Origin of the sequence: Bacillus sp. NTK034, assembly GCF_017303275.1 — a bacterium.
Classification (GTDB): Bacteria; Bacillota; Bacilli; order Bacillales; family Cytobacillaceae; genus Cytobacillus.
Genome location: NZ_JAFKOJ010000002.1, coordinates 777,846 through 797,338, shown reverse-complemented (window position 1 = coordinate 797,338; position 19,493 = coordinate 777,846). Strand labels below are relative to the sequence as shown.

The 19,493-nt window shown below is 42.3% G+C and carries 15 protein-coding genes and 1 other annotated feature; of the genes, 9 read left to right on the top strand and 6 right to left on the bottom strand.

Features of this window, described 5'->3' with window-relative positions; all coding sequences use genetic code 11:
* Positions 1-145 precede the first annotated feature (145 nt).
* The 4 genes from JI665_RS10215 (at position 146) to motS (ending at position 4,292) form a co-directional block, all read left to right on the top strand.
* The gene (locus tag JI665_RS10215) at positions 146-1,222 is read left to right on the top strand and encodes a bifunctional 3-deoxy-7-phosphoheptulonate synthase/chorismate mutase (protein WP_009333327.1); all 1,077 of its coding nucleotides are present in this window, start codon (positions 146-148) and stop codon (positions 1,220-1,222) included.
* 252 nt (positions 1,223-1,474) lie between these two features.
* The gene (gene ccpA, locus JI665_RS10210; RefSeq protein ID WP_009333326.1) at positions 1,475-2,473 is read left to right on the top strand and encodes a catabolite control protein A; all 999 of its coding nucleotides are present in this window, start codon (positions 1,475-1,477) and stop codon (positions 2,471-2,473) included.
* A 270-nt stretch (positions 2,474-2,743) separates the two neighbouring features.
* Positions 2,744-3,562, top strand: a complete 819-nt coding sequence (gene motP, locus JI665_RS10205) for a flagellar motor protein MotP (RefSeq protein WP_206839161.1) — start codon at positions 2,744-2,746, stop codon at positions 3,560-3,562.
* On the top strand, positions 3,552-4,292 hold the full coding sequence (motS, locus tag JI665_RS10200; protein ID WP_206839160.1) for a flagellar motor protein MotS: 741 nt from the start codon (positions 3,552-3,554) through the stop codon (positions 4,290-4,292). The genes motP and motS overlap by 11 nt, the downstream gene beginning before the upstream one ends.
* Positions 4,293-4,372: 80 nt before the next feature.
* On the opposite strand, the gene JI665_RS10195 is transcribed toward motS, so the two are convergent.
* The 3 genes from JI665_RS10195 to JI665_RS10185 all read right to left on the bottom strand — a co-directional run bounded on the left by JI665_RS10195 (position 4,373) and on the right by JI665_RS10185 (position 6,918).
* On the bottom strand, positions 4,373-5,545 hold the full coding sequence (locus JI665_RS10195) for an acetoin utilization protein AcuC (RefSeq protein ID WP_206839158.1): 1,173 nt from the start codon (positions 5,543-5,545) through the stop codon (positions 4,373-4,375).
* Positions 5,542-6,189, bottom strand: a complete 648-nt coding sequence (locus tag JI665_RS10190; RefSeq protein ID WP_206839156.1) for an acetoin utilization AcuB family protein — start codon at positions 6,187-6,189, stop codon at positions 5,542-5,544. The genes JI665_RS10195 and JI665_RS10190 overlap by 4 nt, the downstream gene beginning before the upstream one ends.
* A gap of 96 nt (positions 6,190-6,285) precedes the next feature.
* The gene (locus tag JI665_RS10185; protein WP_206839154.1) at positions 6,286-6,918 is read right to left on the bottom strand and encodes a GNAT family N-acetyltransferase; all 633 of its coding nucleotides are present in this window, start codon (positions 6,916-6,918) and stop codon (positions 6,286-6,288) included.
* Positions 6,919-7,142: 224 nt separating this feature from the next.
* On the opposite strand from JI665_RS10185, the gene acsA reads away from it, so the two are divergent.
* Positions 7,143-8,861 carry an acetate--CoA ligase gene (gene acsA, locus JI665_RS10180; RefSeq protein WP_206839152.1) on the top strand — a complete coding sequence of 573 codons (1,719 nt, stop codon included), beginning with the start codon at positions 7,143-7,145 and terminating at the stop codon, positions 8,859-8,861.
* Positions 8,862-9,040: 179 nt separating this feature from the next.
* On the opposite strand, the gene JI665_RS10175 is transcribed toward acsA, so the two are convergent.
* Positions 9,041-11,917, bottom strand: a complete 2,877-nt coding sequence (locus tag JI665_RS10175; protein ID WP_206839150.1) for a transglycosylase domain-containing protein — start codon at positions 11,915-11,917, stop codon at positions 9,041-9,043.
* Positions 11,918-12,073: 156 nt separating this feature from the next.
* Positions 12,074-12,299, top strand: a binding site (T-box leader).
* 77 nt (positions 12,300-12,376) lie between these two features.
* Here JI665_RS10175 and tyrS point away from each other — a divergent pair.
* Positions 12,377-13,636, top strand: a complete 1,260-nt coding sequence (tyrS, locus tag JI665_RS10170) for a tyrosine--tRNA ligase (protein WP_206839149.1) — start codon at positions 12,377-12,379, stop codon at positions 13,634-13,636.
* 93 nt (positions 13,637-13,729) lie between these two features.
* Here tyrS and rpsD read toward each other — a convergent pair whose 3' ends face one another.
* Positions 13,730-14,332 carry a 30S ribosomal protein S4 gene (gene rpsD, locus JI665_RS10165; protein WP_206839147.1) on the bottom strand — a complete coding sequence of 201 codons (603 nt, stop codon included), beginning with the start codon at positions 14,330-14,332 and terminating at the stop codon, positions 13,730-13,732.
* A gap of 589 nt (positions 14,333-14,921) precedes the next feature.
* Between rpsD and JI665_RS10160 the strand changes: the two genes are divergently transcribed.
* Entirely contained in the window at positions 14,922-16,790 is a 1,869-nt protein-coding gene (locus JI665_RS10160) for a sensor domain-containing diguanylate cyclase (RefSeq protein ID WP_206839145.1), read from the top strand.
* 141 nt (positions 16,791-16,931) lie between these two features.
* The gene (gene megL, locus JI665_RS10155; RefSeq protein ID WP_206839140.1) at positions 16,932-18,119 is read left to right on the top strand and encodes a methionine gamma-lyase; all 1,188 of its coding nucleotides are present in this window, start codon (positions 16,932-16,934) and stop codon (positions 18,117-18,119) included.
* Between the two features lie 50 nt (positions 18,120-18,169).
* Here megL and JI665_RS10150 read toward each other — a convergent pair whose 3' ends face one another.
* Complete coding sequence (locus JI665_RS10150) at positions 18,170-18,649, bottom strand: GAF domain-containing protein (protein ID WP_206839138.1); 480 nt, start codon at positions 18,647-18,649, stop codon at positions 18,170-18,172.
* A 214-nt stretch (positions 18,650-18,863) separates the two neighbouring features.
* Here JI665_RS10150 and refZ point away from each other — a divergent pair, with 214 nt between their 5' ends.
* A complete protein-coding gene (gene refZ, locus JI665_RS10145; RefSeq protein WP_206839137.1) occupies positions 18,864-19,493 on the top strand; it encodes a forespore capture DNA-binding protein RefZ in 630 nt (209 codons plus the stop codon).

Sequence of the window (19,493 nt, the reverse complement as noted above, 5' to 3'; positions counted from 1 at the left end):
ATTATAAAAAATGTATCACATATCCAGAGGCCGTAAAAGAGAAAGATGGAAATGTTTAATGCTGTGCGCATTTTGATGCGTGCTATGTGCATACATCCTGAAACCAACACGGCTTAAATTCAGATTCGAAAGGAAGGGACAGGAAATGAGCAATAAAGAGCTAGATAAACTTCGTGATCGAGTGGATGAGCTGAATCTCCAGCTTTTATCTTTGATCAATGAAAGAGCAGAACTTGTTCAGGAAATCGGAAGAGTAAAGGAAACACAAGGGGTTTATCGTTATGATCCTGTCCGGGAACGCAAGATGCTGGACTTGATAAAAGAGCATAATGACGGTCCTTTTGAAAATTCAACAATTGAGCATATGTTCAAGGAAATTTTTAAAGCAGGTCTTGAACTTCAAAAAGATGATCATAGAAAGGCGCTTCTTGTTTCACGCAAAAAGAAGCCTGAAAATACGATTGTAGACTTAAAGGGTGAAAAAGTAGGGGATGGCAATCCTCATCTTGTTTTTGGCCCTTGCGCAGTTGAATCTTATGAGCAGGTGGCAACTGTTGCTGAAGCTGTAAAAGCAAAAGGACTTAAGCTCCTTCGCGGAGGCGCATATAAACCAAGAACATCACCGTATGATTTCCAGGGTCTTGGCCTTGAAGGTTTAAAAATCTTAAAAAGAGTGGCAGATGAATACGATCTGGCAGTTATTTCTGAAATCGTAAGCCCTAATGATATTGAAACGGCTGTAAATTATATTGATGTCATTCAAATCGGGGCAAGAAACATGCAAAACTTCGAGCTATTAAAAGCAGCGGGGGCTGTAAACAAACCAGTTCTTTTAAAGCGCGGGATTGCAGCTACAATTGAAGAATTCATCAATGCAGCGGAATATATCATGTCCCAGGGGAATGGACAGATTATTCTATGTGAGCGCGGAATCCGCACATACGAACGTGCTACACGCAATACATTGGACATTTCGGCTGTGCCTATTCTTAAGCAGGAAACACATTTGCCAGTACTGGTTGACGTTACGCATTCAACAGGCCGCAGAGATTTGCTTCTTCCAGCAGCAAAAGCTGCGCTGGCAATCGGCGCAGATGGTGTAATGGCAGAAGTTCATCCAGACCCGGCCGTTGCCCTATCAGATTCAGCGCAGCAAATGGACTTGAATCAATTTGATCAATTTATGGCTGAACTTCAATCTTCAGCATTGCTGAAAGTGTAGCCATCTAAATATGGAGAGCCTTCTGCTGGTAGCAGGAGGCTCTTTACTTTGCATTTAAAGTGGAAATTTAAGTTTTTTTCAAAAATACAAGCCTTGACATTGCGGCAATTCCTGGACTGTCGTATGATTAAATACATAATTGTACATGTGTAACCACTCACAAATTAGGATAAAAAATGAGTAGGTTATGTCGTGTTGCTGTAAAATATAAAGTAATTGAAGCGACCGCTATTTAAAGAAGGAGTGTAAGTAATGAATGTAACAATATACGATGTAGCAAGAGAAGCGAATGTATCAATGGCAACGGTTTCTCGTGTTGTAAATGGCAACCCGAATGTTAAGCCTGCAACAAGAAAAAAAGTAATGGAAGTAATTGACCGGCTTGGGTACCGCCCCAACGCGGTTGCAAGAGGATTGGCAAGCAAAAAAACGACGACAGTCGGTGTAATCATTCCCGATATCTCCAGCACCTTTTTTGCAGAACTGGCAAGGGGCATAGAGGATATTGCGACAATGTATAAATACAATATCATTCTCAGCAACTCCGACCAAAATATTGAAAAAGAACTGCACTTGCTCAATACTATGCTTGGGAAACAGGTGGATGGAATAGTCTTCATGGGCGGCAATATTACCTCCGAGCATGTTGAAGAGTTTGAAAAGTCACCGGTTCCGATCGTACTGGCTGGCTCTATTGAGGAAACAGGCAAAATCCCATCTGTAAATATTAATTATGAACAGGCAGCATTTGATGTGACTAAGTCATTTATTGAAAAAGGCCATAAAGATGCAGCTATCGTGGTGGGACCTCTCCGCGAGCCGATTAATCAGGAAAAAAAGCTTGCAGGCTATAAGCGGGCTTTGGAAGAAGCTGAGGTGGCCTTCCGCGATGAATTGGTGGTTGAAGGAGATTATACTTACGATTCAGGTATAGAAGCCTTTGAAAAGCTGCTTGAGGCAGATCCGCGTCCAACAGCTATTTTTGCAGGATCTGATGAAATGGCATTGGGAATTGTCCACGGGGCGGAGGATAAAGGGTATAATATCCCGAAAGACTTTGAGGTCATCAGCTCTGACAATACAAGATTGGCATTAATGGTCCGTCCTCAGCTGACATCAGTCGTTCAGCCATTGTATGATATTGGTGCAGTTGCCATGAGATTGCTTACGAAACTTATGAATAAAGAATCAGTCGATGAGCAAATTGTTGTACTCCCTCACCGAATTGAAGAACGAAGCTCAACAAAGTAATGGATTTGCCGATATAACAGAAAAGCGGAAGCTCCTCGACCAGCCCCGACCAGCGCTGGAGGTCCAGAAGTTGAAGTCGTTCTTTGACTTCAGCATCTGGACCGAAGTGACTAGAGGGGCTAGGCGCTGCAGCTGGAAAAAGGGAAGAAAGAGAAGCGCCTTAATATGAAAGGCGTTTCTTTCTGTCAATTTTAACTATCGTACCTGTTTTCGAGGACATAAATAAACCATTAGACAAAGGGAATTCGCAATGGATCAGGGAGAGAGAGTATGAGAAAGTTCGATATTTTAACACCGGCAGGGTTAATGGTGGGCCTGGCTATGCTGATTTTTGGCATCATGTGGAATGGAGGAGCAGATGGGTTTTTATCCTTTGTTGACCCTTCTTCAATTCTTATTGTTTTAGGCGGTTTAATAGCCGGGCTGCTTGTAAGTTTTCCTTTAAAAGATATCAGGCATATGGCTACCGTCTTTAAGCAGGTTTTTTCCAGTGAAGAACAAAGCGTTGGCGAGCTGATTGGAATTTTTGTCAAACTCTCTGAGCGTGCCCGGCGTGAAGGGCTGTTATCGCTTGAGGCTGAAATCGAGAAGGTGGAAGATCCTTTTATTCGGAAAGGCATGTATCTGGCTGTGGATGGTATAGAGCCAGATGTCATTACTGACATTCTGAATGCCGAAATTATGGCGATGGAAGAGAGGCACAGAAAAGGGAGGAGCATCCTCGAAAGAGCCGGTGAGTATGCTCCGGCATGGGGAATGATAGGAACCCTGATTGGGCTGGTACTGATGCTGAAAAATTTAAATGACCCCTCCACTCTTGGACCTAATATGGCCATTGCCTTATTAACTACCTTATATGGCTCTCTGCTGGCAAATCTAATTTTTCTGCCGATGGCATCTAAGCTGGCATTAAAGACAGAGAAGGAAGTATTTTTGAAGGAGATTATTATTGAAGGGGTCATCGGTATCCAATCCGGGCAAAATCCCAAAATTTTAGAGCAGAAGCTAAGCGCCTTTTTGTCCTCGGAGGAACGGAGAGAGCTTGAGAGAGAAGTAAACGCGGGGGAGGCGCTGGATTATGAGGCATAGGCGAAGGTCTCCTGAGCCTCCTAAAGGTGCCCCAAGATGGATGGTAACTTTTTCAGATCTCGTCACACTAATATTGGTCTTTTTTATCCTGCTGTTTTCAATGTCACAGATCGATTTAATGAAATTTCAGGCGATATCCGACTCTTTTCGGGACAGGCAGGTGCTTGAGTTCCAGCCATCCATCATTCCAGCGGATAACCAGGAGAAAAGGGAAGAAATTACCGAAAAAGATGGAAGCGGGCAATCAGATTCACTTGATGAGCTTCTGATGGAAATTCAGTCGTTTCTGGATAAGAATGGCTTAGAAAAAGTTATTGTGGCAAACAGAACGGAACGGGGTGTCGTTCTGGTCCTGCAGGAACAGGTTTTATTCGAATCAGGGGATGCGAGTCTGATAGACAGCTCATACTCCTTCCTGGATAAAGTAGGAACCCTTTTAGCAAACATGCCCAACCTTGTGAAGGTGGAAGGACATACTGATGACCGGCCCATAACTACTTACAGATATCCATCCAATTGGGAGTTATCTGCTGCCCGGGCAAGTACTGTAATCAGATATCTAACAGAAAAGCATAATCTTGACAGTCATAGGTTTATGGCTGTCGGATACGGGGAAACGCGGCCTATCGTCCCTAATTCCGGACCGGAGAATTGGGAGAAAAACAGGCGCGTTGAAATCATTATTTCTGATCCGAAATTTAATGAAGATAAAAATATTCCTAATGGGTAACAGGTCTGGCTATAGCCAGACCTGTTTATTTCAATGTGCAGAAATGAAAAACGGCCGGTAAAATGTCCGCGGCCGCTTTTTTATAATGATTCTGTCATTGATGTGTTCCGGATCGGATAAAGGACTTTGTCCACTGTCCGGGCATTTTTTTCAGTTATTTCGCTCTTGCGGGGGATAGGCTTATATAAATCAGCTGGATCATCCCATTCCAGGGGAAGAGGGACAAGTGCGTGTTCTTTCCACTTATTTATCCATTCCTCCGGTATATTGCCGTAACAATTAGAGTTTTCAGTCATTTCAAGCCATATCATGGCCCATGCCCGGGGAACAACCCTCCAAATATCATAACCTCCGCCTCCGACGGCAATCCACTTCCCATCACAATATTCATGGGCAATTTCATGGGCCAGTTTCGGAATTTCCCTATAAATCTTTATAGTAGATGACAAATGGGTAAGAGGATCAAGATAATGTGCATCAGCCCCATTTTGCGTCAGAATCACATCCGGCTTGAAAAATTCCGCAACCTCCCGAAAAGCTGTACGGTATGCGTGAAGCCAAGAATCGTCTTCAGTAAATGCATCCACGGGAATATTGAAAGAGAATCCATATCCTTTTCCTTGTCCTCGTTCATTTACATTTCCGGTTCCGGGGAAAAGATATCTGCCTGTTTCATGAATCGATAAAGTGCATACATCCGGGTCATCATAAAATGACCATTGAACGCCATCACCATGATGGGCATCTGTATCCACATACAGAATACGAGCTTTATACTTTTCCTGTATATACTTTATGGCGACGGAGCTATCGTTGTAGATGCAAAAACCAGATGCTTTTCCACGAAAACCGTGGTGAAGGCCGCCGCCAAGGTGAAGTGCGTGCTTAGCACGTCCGCTCATGACTGCATCAACGGCTGCCAGGGTGCCTCCTACTAAAAGAGAGCTCGCTTCGTGCATATTTGGAAAAATAGGTGTGTCTTCTGTTCCAAGACCATAGTTTTCGCCGATATCCTCAGGAAGGTGTCCCCGGCCGGCAAGCTTAACAGCATTCACATAATTAGGATCATGTATCAAGTGAAGCTCTTCATCGGAAGCCTGGCGCGGGGGAATAATATGACATTCCTGGATGGCATTTATATTTTTGAGCAAATCGAGTGTCAGTTTCAGCCTTATCTGATTAAAAGGATGATTTTTGCTGAATTTGTAGTTCAGCAGGTCTTCCGAATAAACAAATACTGAATCATGTGTCATAGTGAAATCCCCGGCAGGCTGGGCCATAAAACATGGTGGCCTGCTTTTTTCAAATCTTCAACTACAAGCGCAGGGTTCATTATCTGTACCCTTATCACCAGTATTTTGTATTTATCATCCGTTTTGTCAGGGTAAACAAGGACACTCTGAATATTTGCTTTTCTATTGCAGATGATTTCAGCGATTTCAAACAGCATGCCCGCCCTGTTTGGCACCTTTACTTCAATCTGGGATCCTGGCTGATGAGCTCCCGTCAATTGAACTAACGTATGAAGCAAATCGGTCTCTGTGACAATTCCAACCAGCTTATTATCGTTTAATATTGGCAGGCAGCCAATCCGCTGTTCATAAAAAACCGCAGCAATTTCTTCGGCAAAATCAAGAGGATGTCCGGTGATGATATTTGTTTTCATAATCATTTTTAATGGTCTCTGCAGATCTTCCTTAAATAGTTCTGTATGAAAAATAGAAGGTGTGGCATCACGAATGTCCCTATCTGTTACAAGTCCCTGCAATCTGCCCGCTTCATCTGTTATCGGCAAATGCCGTATTCTTTTTTCATTCATAATTCTTATGGCGTCGGCAATGGTGTCTTCCTTTGACAAGGCCGTGACATCCGTTTTCATAATTTCTTCAACAATCACTTTAATTGCCTCCTTATGAAATATATGGAGATCATTCATGCCGGAAAAATAGTCTGAATACAGGCATGAATTATGTATTGACGCTATTAATAAGATTTAATACATAAAGCGATTCATAAAGCGCAAGCGGTCAAATTGCTGTACTGAGTCCTGCTCCACTCTTTTTCCGATGCGGGCCATCAGGCAATTTGCAGGATGAGAACTGATTTCAGGGTCATCTGTGGCATACCATTCAAGACCGCCTGCATTCATCATCTTTTCCATGACTTTCCGATATTCCCATACATTCAGGCCAGTTCCTTTTAAATCCCAATGCCAATAATATTCAGTTGTTATAATAATATAGTCTTCCATTGCGTCATCCATCATGGATACTTTCAGCAGGTTCTTGCCTGTCCCTGAACCTCGGAAAGCAGGGATCACTTCTATTGCACCCAATTCTATTAAATTATCCATTTTCCCTTCAGACCAGCGCTCAAGAGGGTCTGGATACAAGTAAGTAACATAGCCGACAATGGTATGCCTGTCACGGGCCACTATAATCCTTCCCTCCGGCAACCCCGCAATTTCAACGAGGGCTTTATGCTGCTGAGCCGGAGGCCTGAAAGCAACAAGATCTTTATGAAACTCATAATCTGCCAACTTTTCAGGTGAAATTGGCCCCTCAATGATTAATTTTCCATTGGCTGTTTTTAATTCTTTTGCATTATACGTTTTTTTATGTTCCATTTATTCACCGCCCAATAGACATGATCAATGTAATTTCTATTATACATAAAAACACGGATGATAAAGCGCTTTCACATAATTTTCTGTGTAATTTAAAAAAGTTTGTGACAATTTATTATTTGGTTCATAAGTAATTTTTTTTAACTCTAAAATTTTAAAAATTGAGAAAATATAATGTTTATACTATAATAATATCAAATCTTAAATAAGGGGGATAACAATATATGAAAGTGGAAGCGCTGCCAGTAACACAAGGGGACTTCAATTTAAAAAGCTATGACGAGCTTTATGAAGATTTTAACTGGGCTGATGCGGAAAAAGAATTTTCCTGGAAAGAAACCGGCCGCATGAATATGGCTTATGAGGCTATTGACCGTCATGCGGAATCCTTCAGAAAAAATAAGGTTGCCCTTTATTATCGTGATGGACAGAGAAATGAGAAATATACATTCAAAGAAATGAAGGAACTATCCAATAAAGCGGGAAATGCATTAAAAGCATATGGGGATGTAGAGAAAGGAGACCGAGTTTTCATCTTTATGCCTCGCTCTCCTGAACTCTATTTTGCCGTATTGGGAGCTATTAAGCTCGGAGCCATTGTGGGTCCTCTGTTTGAAGCCTTTATGGAAGGAGCAGTCCGTGACAGGCTTGATGACAGTGAAGCTAAAGTTCTGATTACAACACCTGAGCTTTTGGAACGTGTGCCTGTTGACCAGCTGCCAGCCTTAAAGCATGTTTTCCTTGTTGGGGAAAATATTGAGGAAACAGGCCCCTATGTGGACTTTAATAAAAGAATGGCTGAATCGAGCAGAAAGCTTCCAATTGAATGGGTTGACGGAAAAGATGGCCTTATTTTGCATTATACTTCCGGTTCTACAGGCAAGCCAAAGGGAGTTCTGCATGTACATAATGCAATGGTTCAGCATTATCAGACAGCCAAATGGGTGCTGGACTTAAAAGAAGAAGATGTTTATTGGTGCACTGCTGATCCGGGCTGGGTAACCGGTACTTCATATGGTATTTTCGGCCCGTGGCTGACAGGTACTTCGAACCTCATTGTCGGGGGCAGATTCAATCCGGAGACTTGGTATAAAATGATTGAGGAGTATGGCGTTTCGGTTTGGTATAGTGCTCCGACCGCTTTCCGCATGCTGATGGGCGCGGGCGATGAAGTTGTGAAAAAGTTTGATTTAAGCTCCCTTCGGCATGTCCTCAGTGTCGGGGAACCGCTAAATCCTGAAGTAGTCAGATGGGGCATGAAAGTATTCAATATGCGCATCCATGATACATGGTGGATGACAGAAACAGGTGCACAGCTCATCTGCAACTATCCTTGCCTGGAAATTAAGCCGGGATCCATGGGTAAGCCGATTCCGGGTGTTAAAGCAGCCATTGTCGATGATCAGGGAAATGAGCTGCCGCCAAACCGCATGGGTAACCTTGCGATTAAAAAAGGCTGGCCTTCCATGATGAATGCCATCTGGAATAACGAGCAAAAATATGAATCTTATTTTATGCCAGGTGACTGGTATGTTTCGGGAGATTCGGCATATATGGATGAAGATGGATATTTCTGGTTCCAGGGTCGTGTAGATGATGTGATCATGACATCTGGCGAACGTGTAGGTCCGTTTGAAGTAGAGAGCAAGCTGATCGAACATCCAGCTGTTGCAGAAGCTGGAGTTATTGGCAAGCCGGATCCTGTCCGCGGTGAAATAATAAAGGCATTTGTTGCTTTACGAGATGGACATGAACCTTCTGAAGAACTTGTGGAAGAAATCCGCCAATTCGTAAAGAAAGGCCTTGCTGCCCACGCTGCCCCGCGTGAAATTGAATTCCGCGACAAACTTCCAAAAACCAGAAGCGGCAAAATCATGCGCCGGGTGCTTAAAGCATGGGAACTGGACCTGCCAACTGGCGATTTGTCTACAATGGAAGATTAATAGAGGAGACCGCTGCATTAATGAGCAGCGGTCTTTGTTATTGTTTCAAGGTTGTTTGTTATAAACCTTTTGATAAAAATGTTTAACAAATTATCCAGAATATATTCTTGGCATTGTTATTTCTATAAAGAAAAAGCAGAATTCCAGCCCCTGTTTGGGCGACTCGAATTCTGCTTTTTTTAATTAGTTTCCTCACCATCACCAGGTTCTGATGGCTTTTCAGCATCAGGCTTTTCCTCGGCTGGAGGTGGATCTTTTGGTTTCTCTTCTTTCGGCTTCGGCTTTTCCACTTTTGGCTTCTCTTCCTTCGGTTTTTCTTCTTCCGTTTTTTTGCCGATTTCCACTACATTGGAAGGAGCCGACTCTCTGCCGGCAATGTCAACGGCTGTTACATGGATCGAGCCGCTTCCAGCCTTAAAGCTAAGGGAGGAACCTGCTTTTATTGTCCCAACTTTTTTGCCGCCGTTATAGACGCGGTATCCAATTACATCATTTTCAGGATGTGCACCCCAGGTAATAGTTTCGCCTGAAGCTTTTATGCCTGGGGATGCAGGTGCTTTACCGTTATCTTTGAGCTGGTCAGCACTGGTCAGTATGCTCTTCCAGCGTTCTTTATTCGGAATAAGGTCGCTTGGATTCGCCTTAATTCCGAAGAGCTTTTCGATATAATCCGGATTCACAACCAATCCCGGTTCTGTAAATTCTTCAGGAGTTGAATCAAGTGCCATATATTTCTTGTTGCCGATCCTGACAAGTTTTCCATTGCCCAGGCTATCATCCGCCTTTGTAGGAACAAACTTTGCATTAAATAAGTCTGTTTCAACAAGGCCGGCTCTTGAGCAGGCTTCAGAAGGAAGCAGGCCTGAAATGGCACAGAATGAACGCCTTACGATTCCGCCCGGCATTTTAAAGCTTTCACTCGGGTCAACAAGATCAGGTGCGACGTCATATGCTGCATTCATCAAATCCGCCCAGAGATAGTTATTGCGCAAACTATAGCTTAGCGGACCAGGGGCTTTCAATGATTTAGGCGTATCATATCCTGACCAGATGCCGAAAGTGACATTCGGGTTGGATGCCACGAACCATGCATCTATGAATTCAGTACCAGTACCGGTTTTCCCTGCCCAGTCGGAACTGAACTTCAATCTGCTCTTAATCGATGTAGCAGTTCCGCTGTTAATAACGTCTCTCATCATATCGATTGTAAGGTACGCTGTCTGCGGACTAAATACATCAACTGGCTCGGATTTATTCTGGAATATAGTGTTCCCGTCTTTATCTGTGATTTTTTCGATCATATAGGCGTCAATAAACTTCCCGCCGTTGGCAAATGTAGTAAAGGCGTTCGTATTTTCTTCAACCGTTACCCCATATTCCAAAGAACCAATGGATGTAGATAAGTTTGTATAGTCAGGGCCGATCAATGAGGTAAAGCCCATTTTTTCCAGATAAGAGGCAGGCCGCTGTCCGACTATATCCTTATAGAGCTTTACAGCCGGGACATTGTATGAATGCTTGAGAGCATGTCTTGCTGAAACCAGCCCGCTATAGGTATTCGTATAGTTCTTTGGCCAAGGTCTATTTAGTCCTGGACTTAGGTATAGCGGCACATCAGGCAGAATGGTGCCGGGCGCTGCTTTTCCAAGTTCCATTGCAGGAGCATAGACTAAGAGCGGCTTCATGGTTGAACCATTTTGCCTTAGAGCGCTTGTAGCATGATTCAGCTGTTCACGTTTGTGATCGCGTCCGCCGACAAAGCTGATGATTTTACCGGTTTTATTTTCAATCAAAATGGCTCCAACCTCTACGGGCTCCATGATTTGCTTATTTTCACCGGTTTCTGGGTCCTTAACCGTCTCAGGTTTGTCTGGCCCATAATAAGGATAGTTATTCTTAACCTGCTGCATTTTATCATAAATATCTTTGTTGATCGTCGTATGGATCTGGAAGCCATTCTGGCGGATCGTCCGGTCTGCAAGGGACCTGTATTCCTCTCGGAGCTCGTCATCCTCTTTTAAGTCCTGCTCTTCGTATCCATCATTTTTTGCGAGAATCTTAGTCATGATGTTTACTGCACGTTCTTCAATTTCATACGTTAAATATGGATATTTTTCCAAAGGGCTTTCTGAAGGCGTAGTGAAATCCTTAGTCAGGTCGTAAGCCAAGGCTTCCTCGTATTGCTTCTGGTCAATTTTTCCGTCGTCATACATTCTTTTAAGAACGGTTTTCATCCTGGAGAAACCTGGTTCCAGATTCTCTTTGACCGTTCCCTCCCTTGTAAAAGGAGTGTAGCCGAATGGACTCTGCGGCAGCCCTGCTATAAATGCGGCCTGAGGCAAAGTTAATTCTTTTGCACTCACCCCAAAAATGCCTTTGGCAGCTGCTTCAACTCCGGCGATATTACGTCCGGATGCATTTCTTCCAAAGGTGGATACATTCAGGTAGGCTTCCAGTATCTCTTTCTTATCAAAGAATTTCTCCAGTCGCAAAGCAAGCAGGATTTCTTTTGCTTTCCGCTCGAAAGAAACCTCATTCGTTAAGATTTGGTTCTTTATCAGCTGCTGTGTAAGTGTACTTCCGCCGGATTGAACAGATGAATTGGTTACTTCCTGGAACAGTGCGCGCATAATCGCTTTTGGCACCACTCCGTCATGTTCGTAAAAATATTCATCTTCAGTAGCCACAACTGCGTTAATTAAGTGCTCGGAAACATCATCAAGCTTAACTTCCTCACGTTCAAGGTCTGTTCTCAGCTTTCCTAAGTATACGTTATTTGCAAAGTATATTTGTGATGTCTCTTCATAGTCGTAAATATCTTTTTTCATGCTGGCATAGGATCGGATGGGTTCATCCTTTACCAGCGACGCGAAATAACCAGCTCCAAGTCCTCCAGCGAATGCACCGCCAATGACAGCCAGTATGATAAAAAGCAAAGTAAGATTCCAGATAACCTGGTACGTTATACTCGCTCCTTTAGCTGCTTTCTTATTTCCGAAAAGGCCCGGAGTTTGCCTCAATTTATCAAATAATATCTGAAACTTTTCTTTCATCATATCAATCCCCCTAAAATCACATCTATTATAGCATATTGCGACATAGTAATATGACAAGGTTCGTCATTTATCTGAAATTTCCTTTTTTTGCACAGGCATTTGACATTTGGCTGATATTTATGATAAAAATGTTTTATCTAAGACGTTTAAATATTTTTACAGGCATTGATGGGAACCCAGTAATGCTTCTATCCCTGTTTCAGAAAGCCGGCGTTCGCTGCGAGCCGGTACAAATAGAAGGATGAAATACTCCCCTGAGCTTTCACTGTCAACCTGCACAGCAGTTATAGCAGTGGACGGATTATCCGTTATTCTGAAAGAGTGGAGGACAGCTGTCCTCAATTTGGGTGGTACCGCGCAAAAATGATCATGCGTCCCTGCATATTTGCAGGGGCGTTTTTTGTTTGGGTGATAACCTGTTGATGCCTTGAAAATAGCCGTTAATTAGGAGGAGTTAAGATGAGTTTACTTGAAGATTTGCAATGGAGAGGAATTGTTTACCAACAGACAGATGAAGAGGGCATTGAGAACACTCTTGGAAAAGAAGCAATCTCTTTATACTGCGGTGTAGACCCAACAGCTGACAGCATGCATATCGGGCATCTGCTGCCGTTTTTGACTTTAAGGCGCTTTCAAAAAGAAGGCCATCGTCCAATCGTTCTTGTTGGCGGAGCCACTGGCCTCATTGGAGATCCAAGCGGTAAAAGCGAAGAGCGGAAGCTGCAGACGCTGGAAACTGTACAGCATAATGTGGATTGTATTAAGAACCAGCTTAAAAGGATTTTTGATTTTGATAGTGAAAATGGTGCAATCATGGTTAACAACTATGATTGGGCAGGCTCCATGGATATCGTTACTTTCCTGCGTGATTACGGGAAACATGTCGGAGTCAATTACATGCTCGCTAAAGACACCATTTCTTCCAGACTGGAAACGGGAATATCCTTTACTGAATTCACTTACACCATCCTGCAGGCAATGGATTTCCTTCATTTATATGAGAATCATAACTGCAAAATGCAGATTGGCGGCAGCGACCAATGGGGGAATATCACAACCGGCCTTGAGCTCATCCGCAAAATGGCGCCTGAAGGGTCCAAGGCATATGGTCTGACCATCCCTCTGGTTACGAAAGCGGATGGAACTAAATTCGGCAAAACGGAAAGCGGAGCAATCTGGCTTGATCCAGAGAAAACATCTCCATATGAATTTTACCAGTTCTGGATTAACACAGCAGATGCGGATGTAATCAAATACCTTAAGTTCTTTACATTCTTATCCCGTGAAGAAATTGAAGGTCTTGAAAATTCTGTTCAGGAAGAACCGCATCTCCGCAAAGCCCAAAAAGCACTTGCTGAAGAAATGACACGCCTGATCCATGGGAATGAAGCATTGGAACAGGCTATTAAGATTACAGCAGCGTTATTCAGCGGAGAAATTAAAAACCTTTCGGCTACGGAGATCAAACAAGGCTTTAAGGATGTTCCATCCTATGAGCATTCAGAAGGCGGAGAATTGGGGATCGTTGATTTGCTTGTTGCTGCCAAAATCTCCCCATCCAAACGCCAGGCACGTGAAGATGTGACGAATGGCGCTGTTTCTGTAAATGGCGAACGAATAACGGAGCTTGACTACACTCTTTCTGATAAGGACAAGATTGAAGGCCAGTTTACTGTCATTCGCCGCGGAAAGAAGAAATATTTCTTAATTAAATACTAACTTAAAAGCCCTCCTGTGAAGGAGGGCTTTTGGGTAATCAGTAATTTCCGGATAATAAAAAAACTGCCGAAATGCATCGGCAGTTTAAAATTATTAACGAGAGTAGAATTCAACGATTAGAGATTCGTTGATTTCAGCTGGAAGTTCAGAACGCTCAGGCATGCGAGTGAAAGTTCCTTCTAGCTTGTCTGCATCGAAAGATACGAAGTCAGGTACGTAGTTGTTAACTTCGATTGCTTCTTTAACGATGTCAAGGCTGCGAGATTTTTCGCGAAGTGTAATTGTTTGACCAGGTGCTACGCGGTATGATGGAATATCAACGCGAGATCCATCAACCATGATATGACCATGGTTAACTAGCTGACGAGCTTGACGGCGAGTGCGTGCAAGACCTAAACGGTAAACCACGTTATCAAGGCGTGATTCAAGAAGAATCATGAAGTTTTCACCGTGCTTACCAGGCATTTTGCCAGCTTTATCAAATAAATTGCGGAATTGACGCTCATTTACTCCGTACATATGACGAAGCTTTTGCTTCTCCTGCAATTGTAATCCGTATTCAGATAATTTTTTGCGCTGGTTTGGACCATGTTGTCCAGGAGCGTAAGGACGCTTTTCTAATTCTTTACCAGTTCCGCTTAGAGAGATTCCAAGACGACGGGATAATTTCCAGCTTGGACCAGTATAACGAGCCATTTAAGACTCCTCCTTTTGTGTTTTTATTTGGGTAAAATAAAAACAGAAACAGATGCGCACAACAATCATGTCCATTTTGTTTTCATGTACCTTCGCCCTAGCAGCAGAGGGTTACACAGTACCCCATCCCCAGAAAACTCTGGTTGAGGAACAAAATGAGAGCATCAAGGTGCTCACATAGGCTGCAATATTTTACACAAGGAGTATTATATAATTTTTTAAGGATAAAAGTCAAGATGATTTTATTTTTCACTCCTGCATATTTAATGGTTGTTTAAATACCAAGTGAATTTTTTGTCCTTTGTCATATTTCACATGAAATTAGAAAACTTATAAAGAGTCCATTTGCAAGATATGTTATAATAAAGAAAAAATTGGAATTGTTTAATTAAAAGGAAGGCGGCTTCGCTTTTTTTATTTTATTGTGTATTTTCTTGCTCCGCTTCTAACCTTTAAAAGATATGAATATAGGAAAAAATTGAAACGAAATAGCCACATGTATGCTGAAAAAATAAATTCTGGTCCGTTATAATATACCTTATTGGTTTAAAGATTCATGATCTGAGACATTTGATGGGTGATAATAAAGATGGATACACTTGAACGCCAAATCATACTGAATTTAAAAAGCCGGTTTTTTGACATTATTGATACGGAGAACGGTTTCTTTCACTATGAAAAATTACTGAATGAAATGCTTTCTGCCATTAAAGCCCTTACCGGAGCTGATGAAATAACTCTGTATGTCTTTAATGAATGGAAGCAGGAGTTTTTTGCAGAAGCTGCCACGAACCCGGATGCTTTGCTTTCACCTGCTTTTTCAGGTGATTTAAAAAGATGGGCTAACAAAAAAAGAGAGTTGCAGAGTTTAGGCACTGAGATTAAGGAAGAACAAATCATGTTTCCTCTTGTAAAGAGAGGCCAACTGCTGGGTTGCATGATTTTAACAGGTGAATCAGGCTGTTTTCATTCCTATCCAGAAAAAGTATATCAGGAGCTTAGCGAAGAATGCGGGCAATTTCTTGATAAAGCTCACGGTCTGGCCAAAATTGCATCTGAAGAAAAACGCTATAAACAGCTTTACCGAGTTACAGAAAAATTCCATTCCTCAATGGATATGGATATGGTGCTGGGGGAAATTATTTATACTTTGCAGGAAATGTACCCCACTTTTACCTATTATCTTCTGCTGTCCCAGGATAACAATAAACATGGGGATTTGCCCATTAGAGACCTTGAATATGACAGCGAAAACATCGCGGCTATGCAGGCATATGTCACAGGGGCTGTTCAATTTGAAGATTCCCTGCAGGAAATGCGCTCTGTCTTATATGCTCCATTAAAAGGAAAACAGGGGGTTTATGGAGTGCTACAGGTCATAGCTCCTAATACTATCATATTCCCTAAAAATGAAATTGAATTTATCACGCTTCTGGCCAATACTGCAGGGAGTGCACTGGAAAATGCGCAGCTTTATCAGCAATCCAAGCGATTGATAGCTGACCTTCAATTAATTAACGAAACATCCCACCGCCTGAATTCGAATTTGCGCCTGACAGAAACCATGAACTTCATGGCAGATCAGATTATGCATTCCTTTGATGCTGAAGAAGCCGGTTTCATTTTGATATCTTCTGATAGTGCCGATGTGAATATAATCCAGGGCAGCACTGAATTTTTTCAAACCAAAGAGGCAGAAATCTATATTCAGTATATAAAGACAAAGATCATCAAGGAGAAAGAGTCTCTTTTTATTGGGGATTTTTCTTTACAGTTCGAGGGAATGGCCAGCTTTTACAAATCCATCATGGCTGTTCCAATGACCCAATCTGGAATATTAAAGGGATTTGCCCTTGTCATGCATAGTTCTCCTTATCATTTTTCATTTGAAACATTCAAGCTGCTCCAGTCTTTGATTCATCATTCCACACTTGCCTTTACCAATTCAATGCTGAGAGAAGAGCTTGAGAAGATGGTTGTAACGGATCACTTAACAAAGCTATATTCCCGAAGTTATCTGGATGATCGGATTCATCAATCCATGAATGAAGATCATGAAGGAACATTTATGCTTGTTGATATAGATGATTTTAAATTGGTAAATGATACATACGGACATCAGGTTGGCGATGAAATCATTATTCAAGTTGCTAATTTAATAAACAGCAATATCCGCAGCACTGATATAGGTGCAAGATGGGGAGGAGAGGAGCTGGCACTTTACCTGCCCGGTGTTTCATTGCCGGCGGGATCACTTATTGCTGAACGGCTTGTCAGAAAGGTATGTCAAATCACAGATCCCCAAGTAACCATTTCATGCGGTGTTTCGTATTGGAGCAGGGGGAAAAAAGATTCATATGCTGCGCTGTTTAAACGTGCTGACAGGGCATTATATACCGCTAAGAATACAGGGAAAAATAAAGTGATCATTGAGTCGGCTGCAGATTCATTTATCTAGGGACTGCCTTATGGAAAGGCAGTCTCTATTGATATTTTTCCGTAACAAAATACTTTCAAAAAATATACTATTATCATATGCTGAAAGAGAAGTTTATTATAGATAATAATGTAAGCGCTTGCAGCGAAAGGGAGAGGTAGAATGGATAGGAAACATCGGTTTAACTTCGAGACGCAGGTCATCCATGAAGGATACGATGCTGAAAGGTTCAAGGGGAGCCTCGCACCGCCAATATTCCAGACGTCAACTTTTACATTTGAAACAGCACAGCAGGGAGAAAAGCGTTTTGCCGGTGAGGAAGAAGGCTATATCTATTCCCGTCTTGGAAATCCAACAGTTAAGATGCTTGAAGAAAGAATGGCCGCTCTGGAAAAAGGAGAAGCAGCCCTTGCTTTTGGGTCTGGTATGGCTGCAGTTTCAGCTGTCCTGTTTGCTTTAACCAAAACAGGAGATCATATTTTATGTTCTCAGGGAGTTTATGGCTGTACATTCGGACTCCTTGAGATGATGGATGAAAAGTATAAAATCAGCCATGATTTTTCAGCTATGGAATCAAAGAAGCAGCTGCTTGATGAAATTAAACCGGAAACGGCCTGTATATATGTTGAAACTCCAATAAATCCAACAATGAAGTTGGTGGATTTGAAGATCGTTGCAGAAGCAGCGAGAGAGAAGGGAATTCCAGTTGTAGTTGACAATACTTTCTGTTCGCCATACTTGCAGAATCCTATCGAGCTGGGCTGTGATATTGTCATTCATAGTGCAACAAAATACATCGGGGGTCATGGTGACGTAGTTGCAGGGATCGTAATAGGGTCTAAAGAATTTTTGGATAAAGTCTCCATGACGACTCAAAAAGATATTGGAGGCATTATTTCACCTTTTGACGCCTGGCTGCTTCTTCGAGGATTGAAAACACTTGCAGTCAGACTTGACAGACATTGTGACAATGCGGAACAGCTTGCATCCTGCTTATTGGAGCACCCAAAGGTAGAAAAAGTTTTTTTTCCAGGAGACAGCAAAAATGCAGATTTTGAAATTGCCCAAAAACAGATGAGGAGACCTGGCGGGATGATTTCTTTTACTCTAAAGGGGGATAAAGAGACTGCTCAGGAATTTATGAACCGGCTGAATCTAATTAAAATTGCTGTGAGCCTTGGAGATGCAGAAACATTGATTCAGCACCCTGCTACGATGACTCATGCAGTGGTTCCAAAGGAGTCACGTGAAAAGATGGGCATTGAAGATACGCTGCTGAGACTTTCAGTTGGGCTTGAATCGTGGGAAGATATCAGAGATGATCTTTCCCAGGCACTCGAAGGAGTCTAATACCAAAAGGAGATGGCCTCAAATACGGTCATCTCCTTTTGGCCATTCCGTTAAAGGAATGATACAAGGACTTCCGAGAAGTCTTCAAGGTATTTTTGGTCAAGTTCATCAAACCGGTTTTTTTCTGGAGAATCAATATCCAGCACACCAAGAAGATTGCCCTCTTTGACAAGCGGAATGACGATTTCAGACTGCGAAGCTGCGTCACAGGCGATATGGCCAGGGAATTGATGGACATCTTCAACACGTACTGTTTCCATTTGCTTGGCAGCTGTCCCGCAAACGCCTTTCCCAAGGGGGATTCTTACACATGCCGGCAGACCCTGAAATGGGCCAAGAACCAGCTCGCCTTCTTCCATCAAATAAAATCCTACCCAGTTTGTACGTTCCAGAAATTGATTAAGAAGTGCTGATGCATTGCTTAGATTGGCTATGCTGTTTGTTTCTCCTTCAAGAAGAGCAGAGAGCTGTTTAATCAATAATTGATAATTTTCTTCACGGGTTCCCTTGTATGATTCGACACTAAACATCACAATTCACCTTACTTCCTCAAAGATATATGAATTTCCTGGCAGAAGAACAGGAAATTAGATAGACATTGTCGAGAACTTTAAAAAGGATAAGATGATTTTAGCAAGAATGTTTAATTATCACAACAAATCCGTTTTTAAATAAAGCCATAATTTATTATTCGCTCATATGTGCATGAGCAGAGATTTTACAAAAGAAAGTGAGGCGGGAAAGATGAAAAAAAATTCAAAAGAGGCAATTGTGTCGGCTGCTATCTCCTTATTTAATACGAAAGGTTTCTCCGGGACTTCCATCCGTGATATTGCAGGCAAAGCGCAGACGAACCCGGCGAATATTGCATACTATTTCGATAACAAACACGGGCTGCTTGAATATTGCTTTACTGCATTTTTTGAAGGATATATTCAGGAGATCGAGAGGGGTTTTTCGTTTCTTGAGCAGGGGGCTGCTCTGAGCCTGAAAAAAATTGCTCAAAACATTATGTCTTATCAATTTGAACACAGCCACTTAACAAGATTGATTCTCCGGGAAATTTCTATAGATTCCCAAGTAGTAAGGGAAATCATGTCCACTTATTTAGCAAAAGAAAAGTTTTATTTTGGCAGGGTGCTGGAAAGGGGCATGAAAACAAAAGAATTTCGTATCCATTCAGCCAATTATATGATTGTCCAGCTGAAAGGACTCCTATCCATGCCATTTTTGAACACACATTATATGGCTGAAGTTCTGCATGTATTTCCTCATGAAAAATATTTCGCAGACAAATACACGAAGGAGATCTTCAATTGGGTTGATGGAGTCCTCTGCAATCATGCCGGAAAACCTTATGCTGCTGTACTCTAA

Bases quoted from the DNA above. Each gene is read 5' to 3' on its own strand.
- rpsD (WP_206839147.1), bottom strand. From the start codon at position 14,332: ATGGCTCGTTATACTGGTCCAAGCTGGAAATTATCCCGTCGTCTTGGA.
- tyrS (WP_206839149.1), top strand. From the start codon at position 12,377: ATGAGTTTACTTGAAGATTTGCAATGGAGAGGAATTGTTTACCAACAG.
- acsA (WP_206839152.1), top strand. From the start codon at position 7,143: ATGAAAGTGGAAGCGCTGCCAGTAACACAAGGGGACTTCAATTTAAAA.
- megL (WP_206839140.1), top strand. From the start codon at position 16,932: ATGGATAGGAAACATCGGTTTAACTTCGAGACGCAGGTCATCCATGAA.
- JI665_RS10195 (WP_206839158.1), bottom strand. From the start codon at position 5,545: ATGACACATGATTCAGTATTTGTTTATTCGGAAGACCTGCTGAACTAC.
- JI665_RS10185 (WP_206839154.1), bottom strand. From the start codon at position 6,918: ATGGAACATAAAAAAACGTATAATGCAAAAGAATTAAAAACAGCCAAT.
- motS (WP_206839160.1), top strand. From the start codon at position 3,552: ATGAGGCATAGGCGAAGGTCTCCTGAGCCTCCTAAAGGTGCCCCAAGA.
- JI665_RS10175 (WP_206839150.1), bottom strand. From the start codon at position 11,917: ATGATGAAAGAAAAGTTTCAGATATTATTTGATAAATTGAGGCAAACT.
- ccpA (WP_009333326.1), top strand. From the start codon at position 1,475: ATGAATGTAACAATATACGATGTAGCAAGAGAAGCGAATGTATCAATG.
- JI665_RS10160 (WP_206839145.1), top strand. From the start codon at position 14,922: ATGGATACACTTGAACGCCAAATCATACTGAATTTAAAAAGCCGGTTT.
- JI665_RS10215 (WP_009333327.1), top strand. From the start codon at position 146: ATGAGCAATAAAGAGCTAGATAAACTTCGTGATCGAGTGGATGAGCTG.
- JI665_RS10150 (WP_206839138.1), bottom strand. From the start codon at position 18,649: ATGTTTAGTGTCGAATCATACAAGGGAACCCGTGAAGAAAATTATCAA.
- motP (WP_206839161.1), top strand. From the start codon at position 2,744: ATGAGAAAGTTCGATATTTTAACACCGGCAGGGTTAATGGTGGGCCTG.
- refZ (WP_206839137.1), top strand. From the start codon at position 18,864: ATGAAAAAAAATTCAAAAGAGGCAATTGTGTCGGCTGCTATCTCCTTA.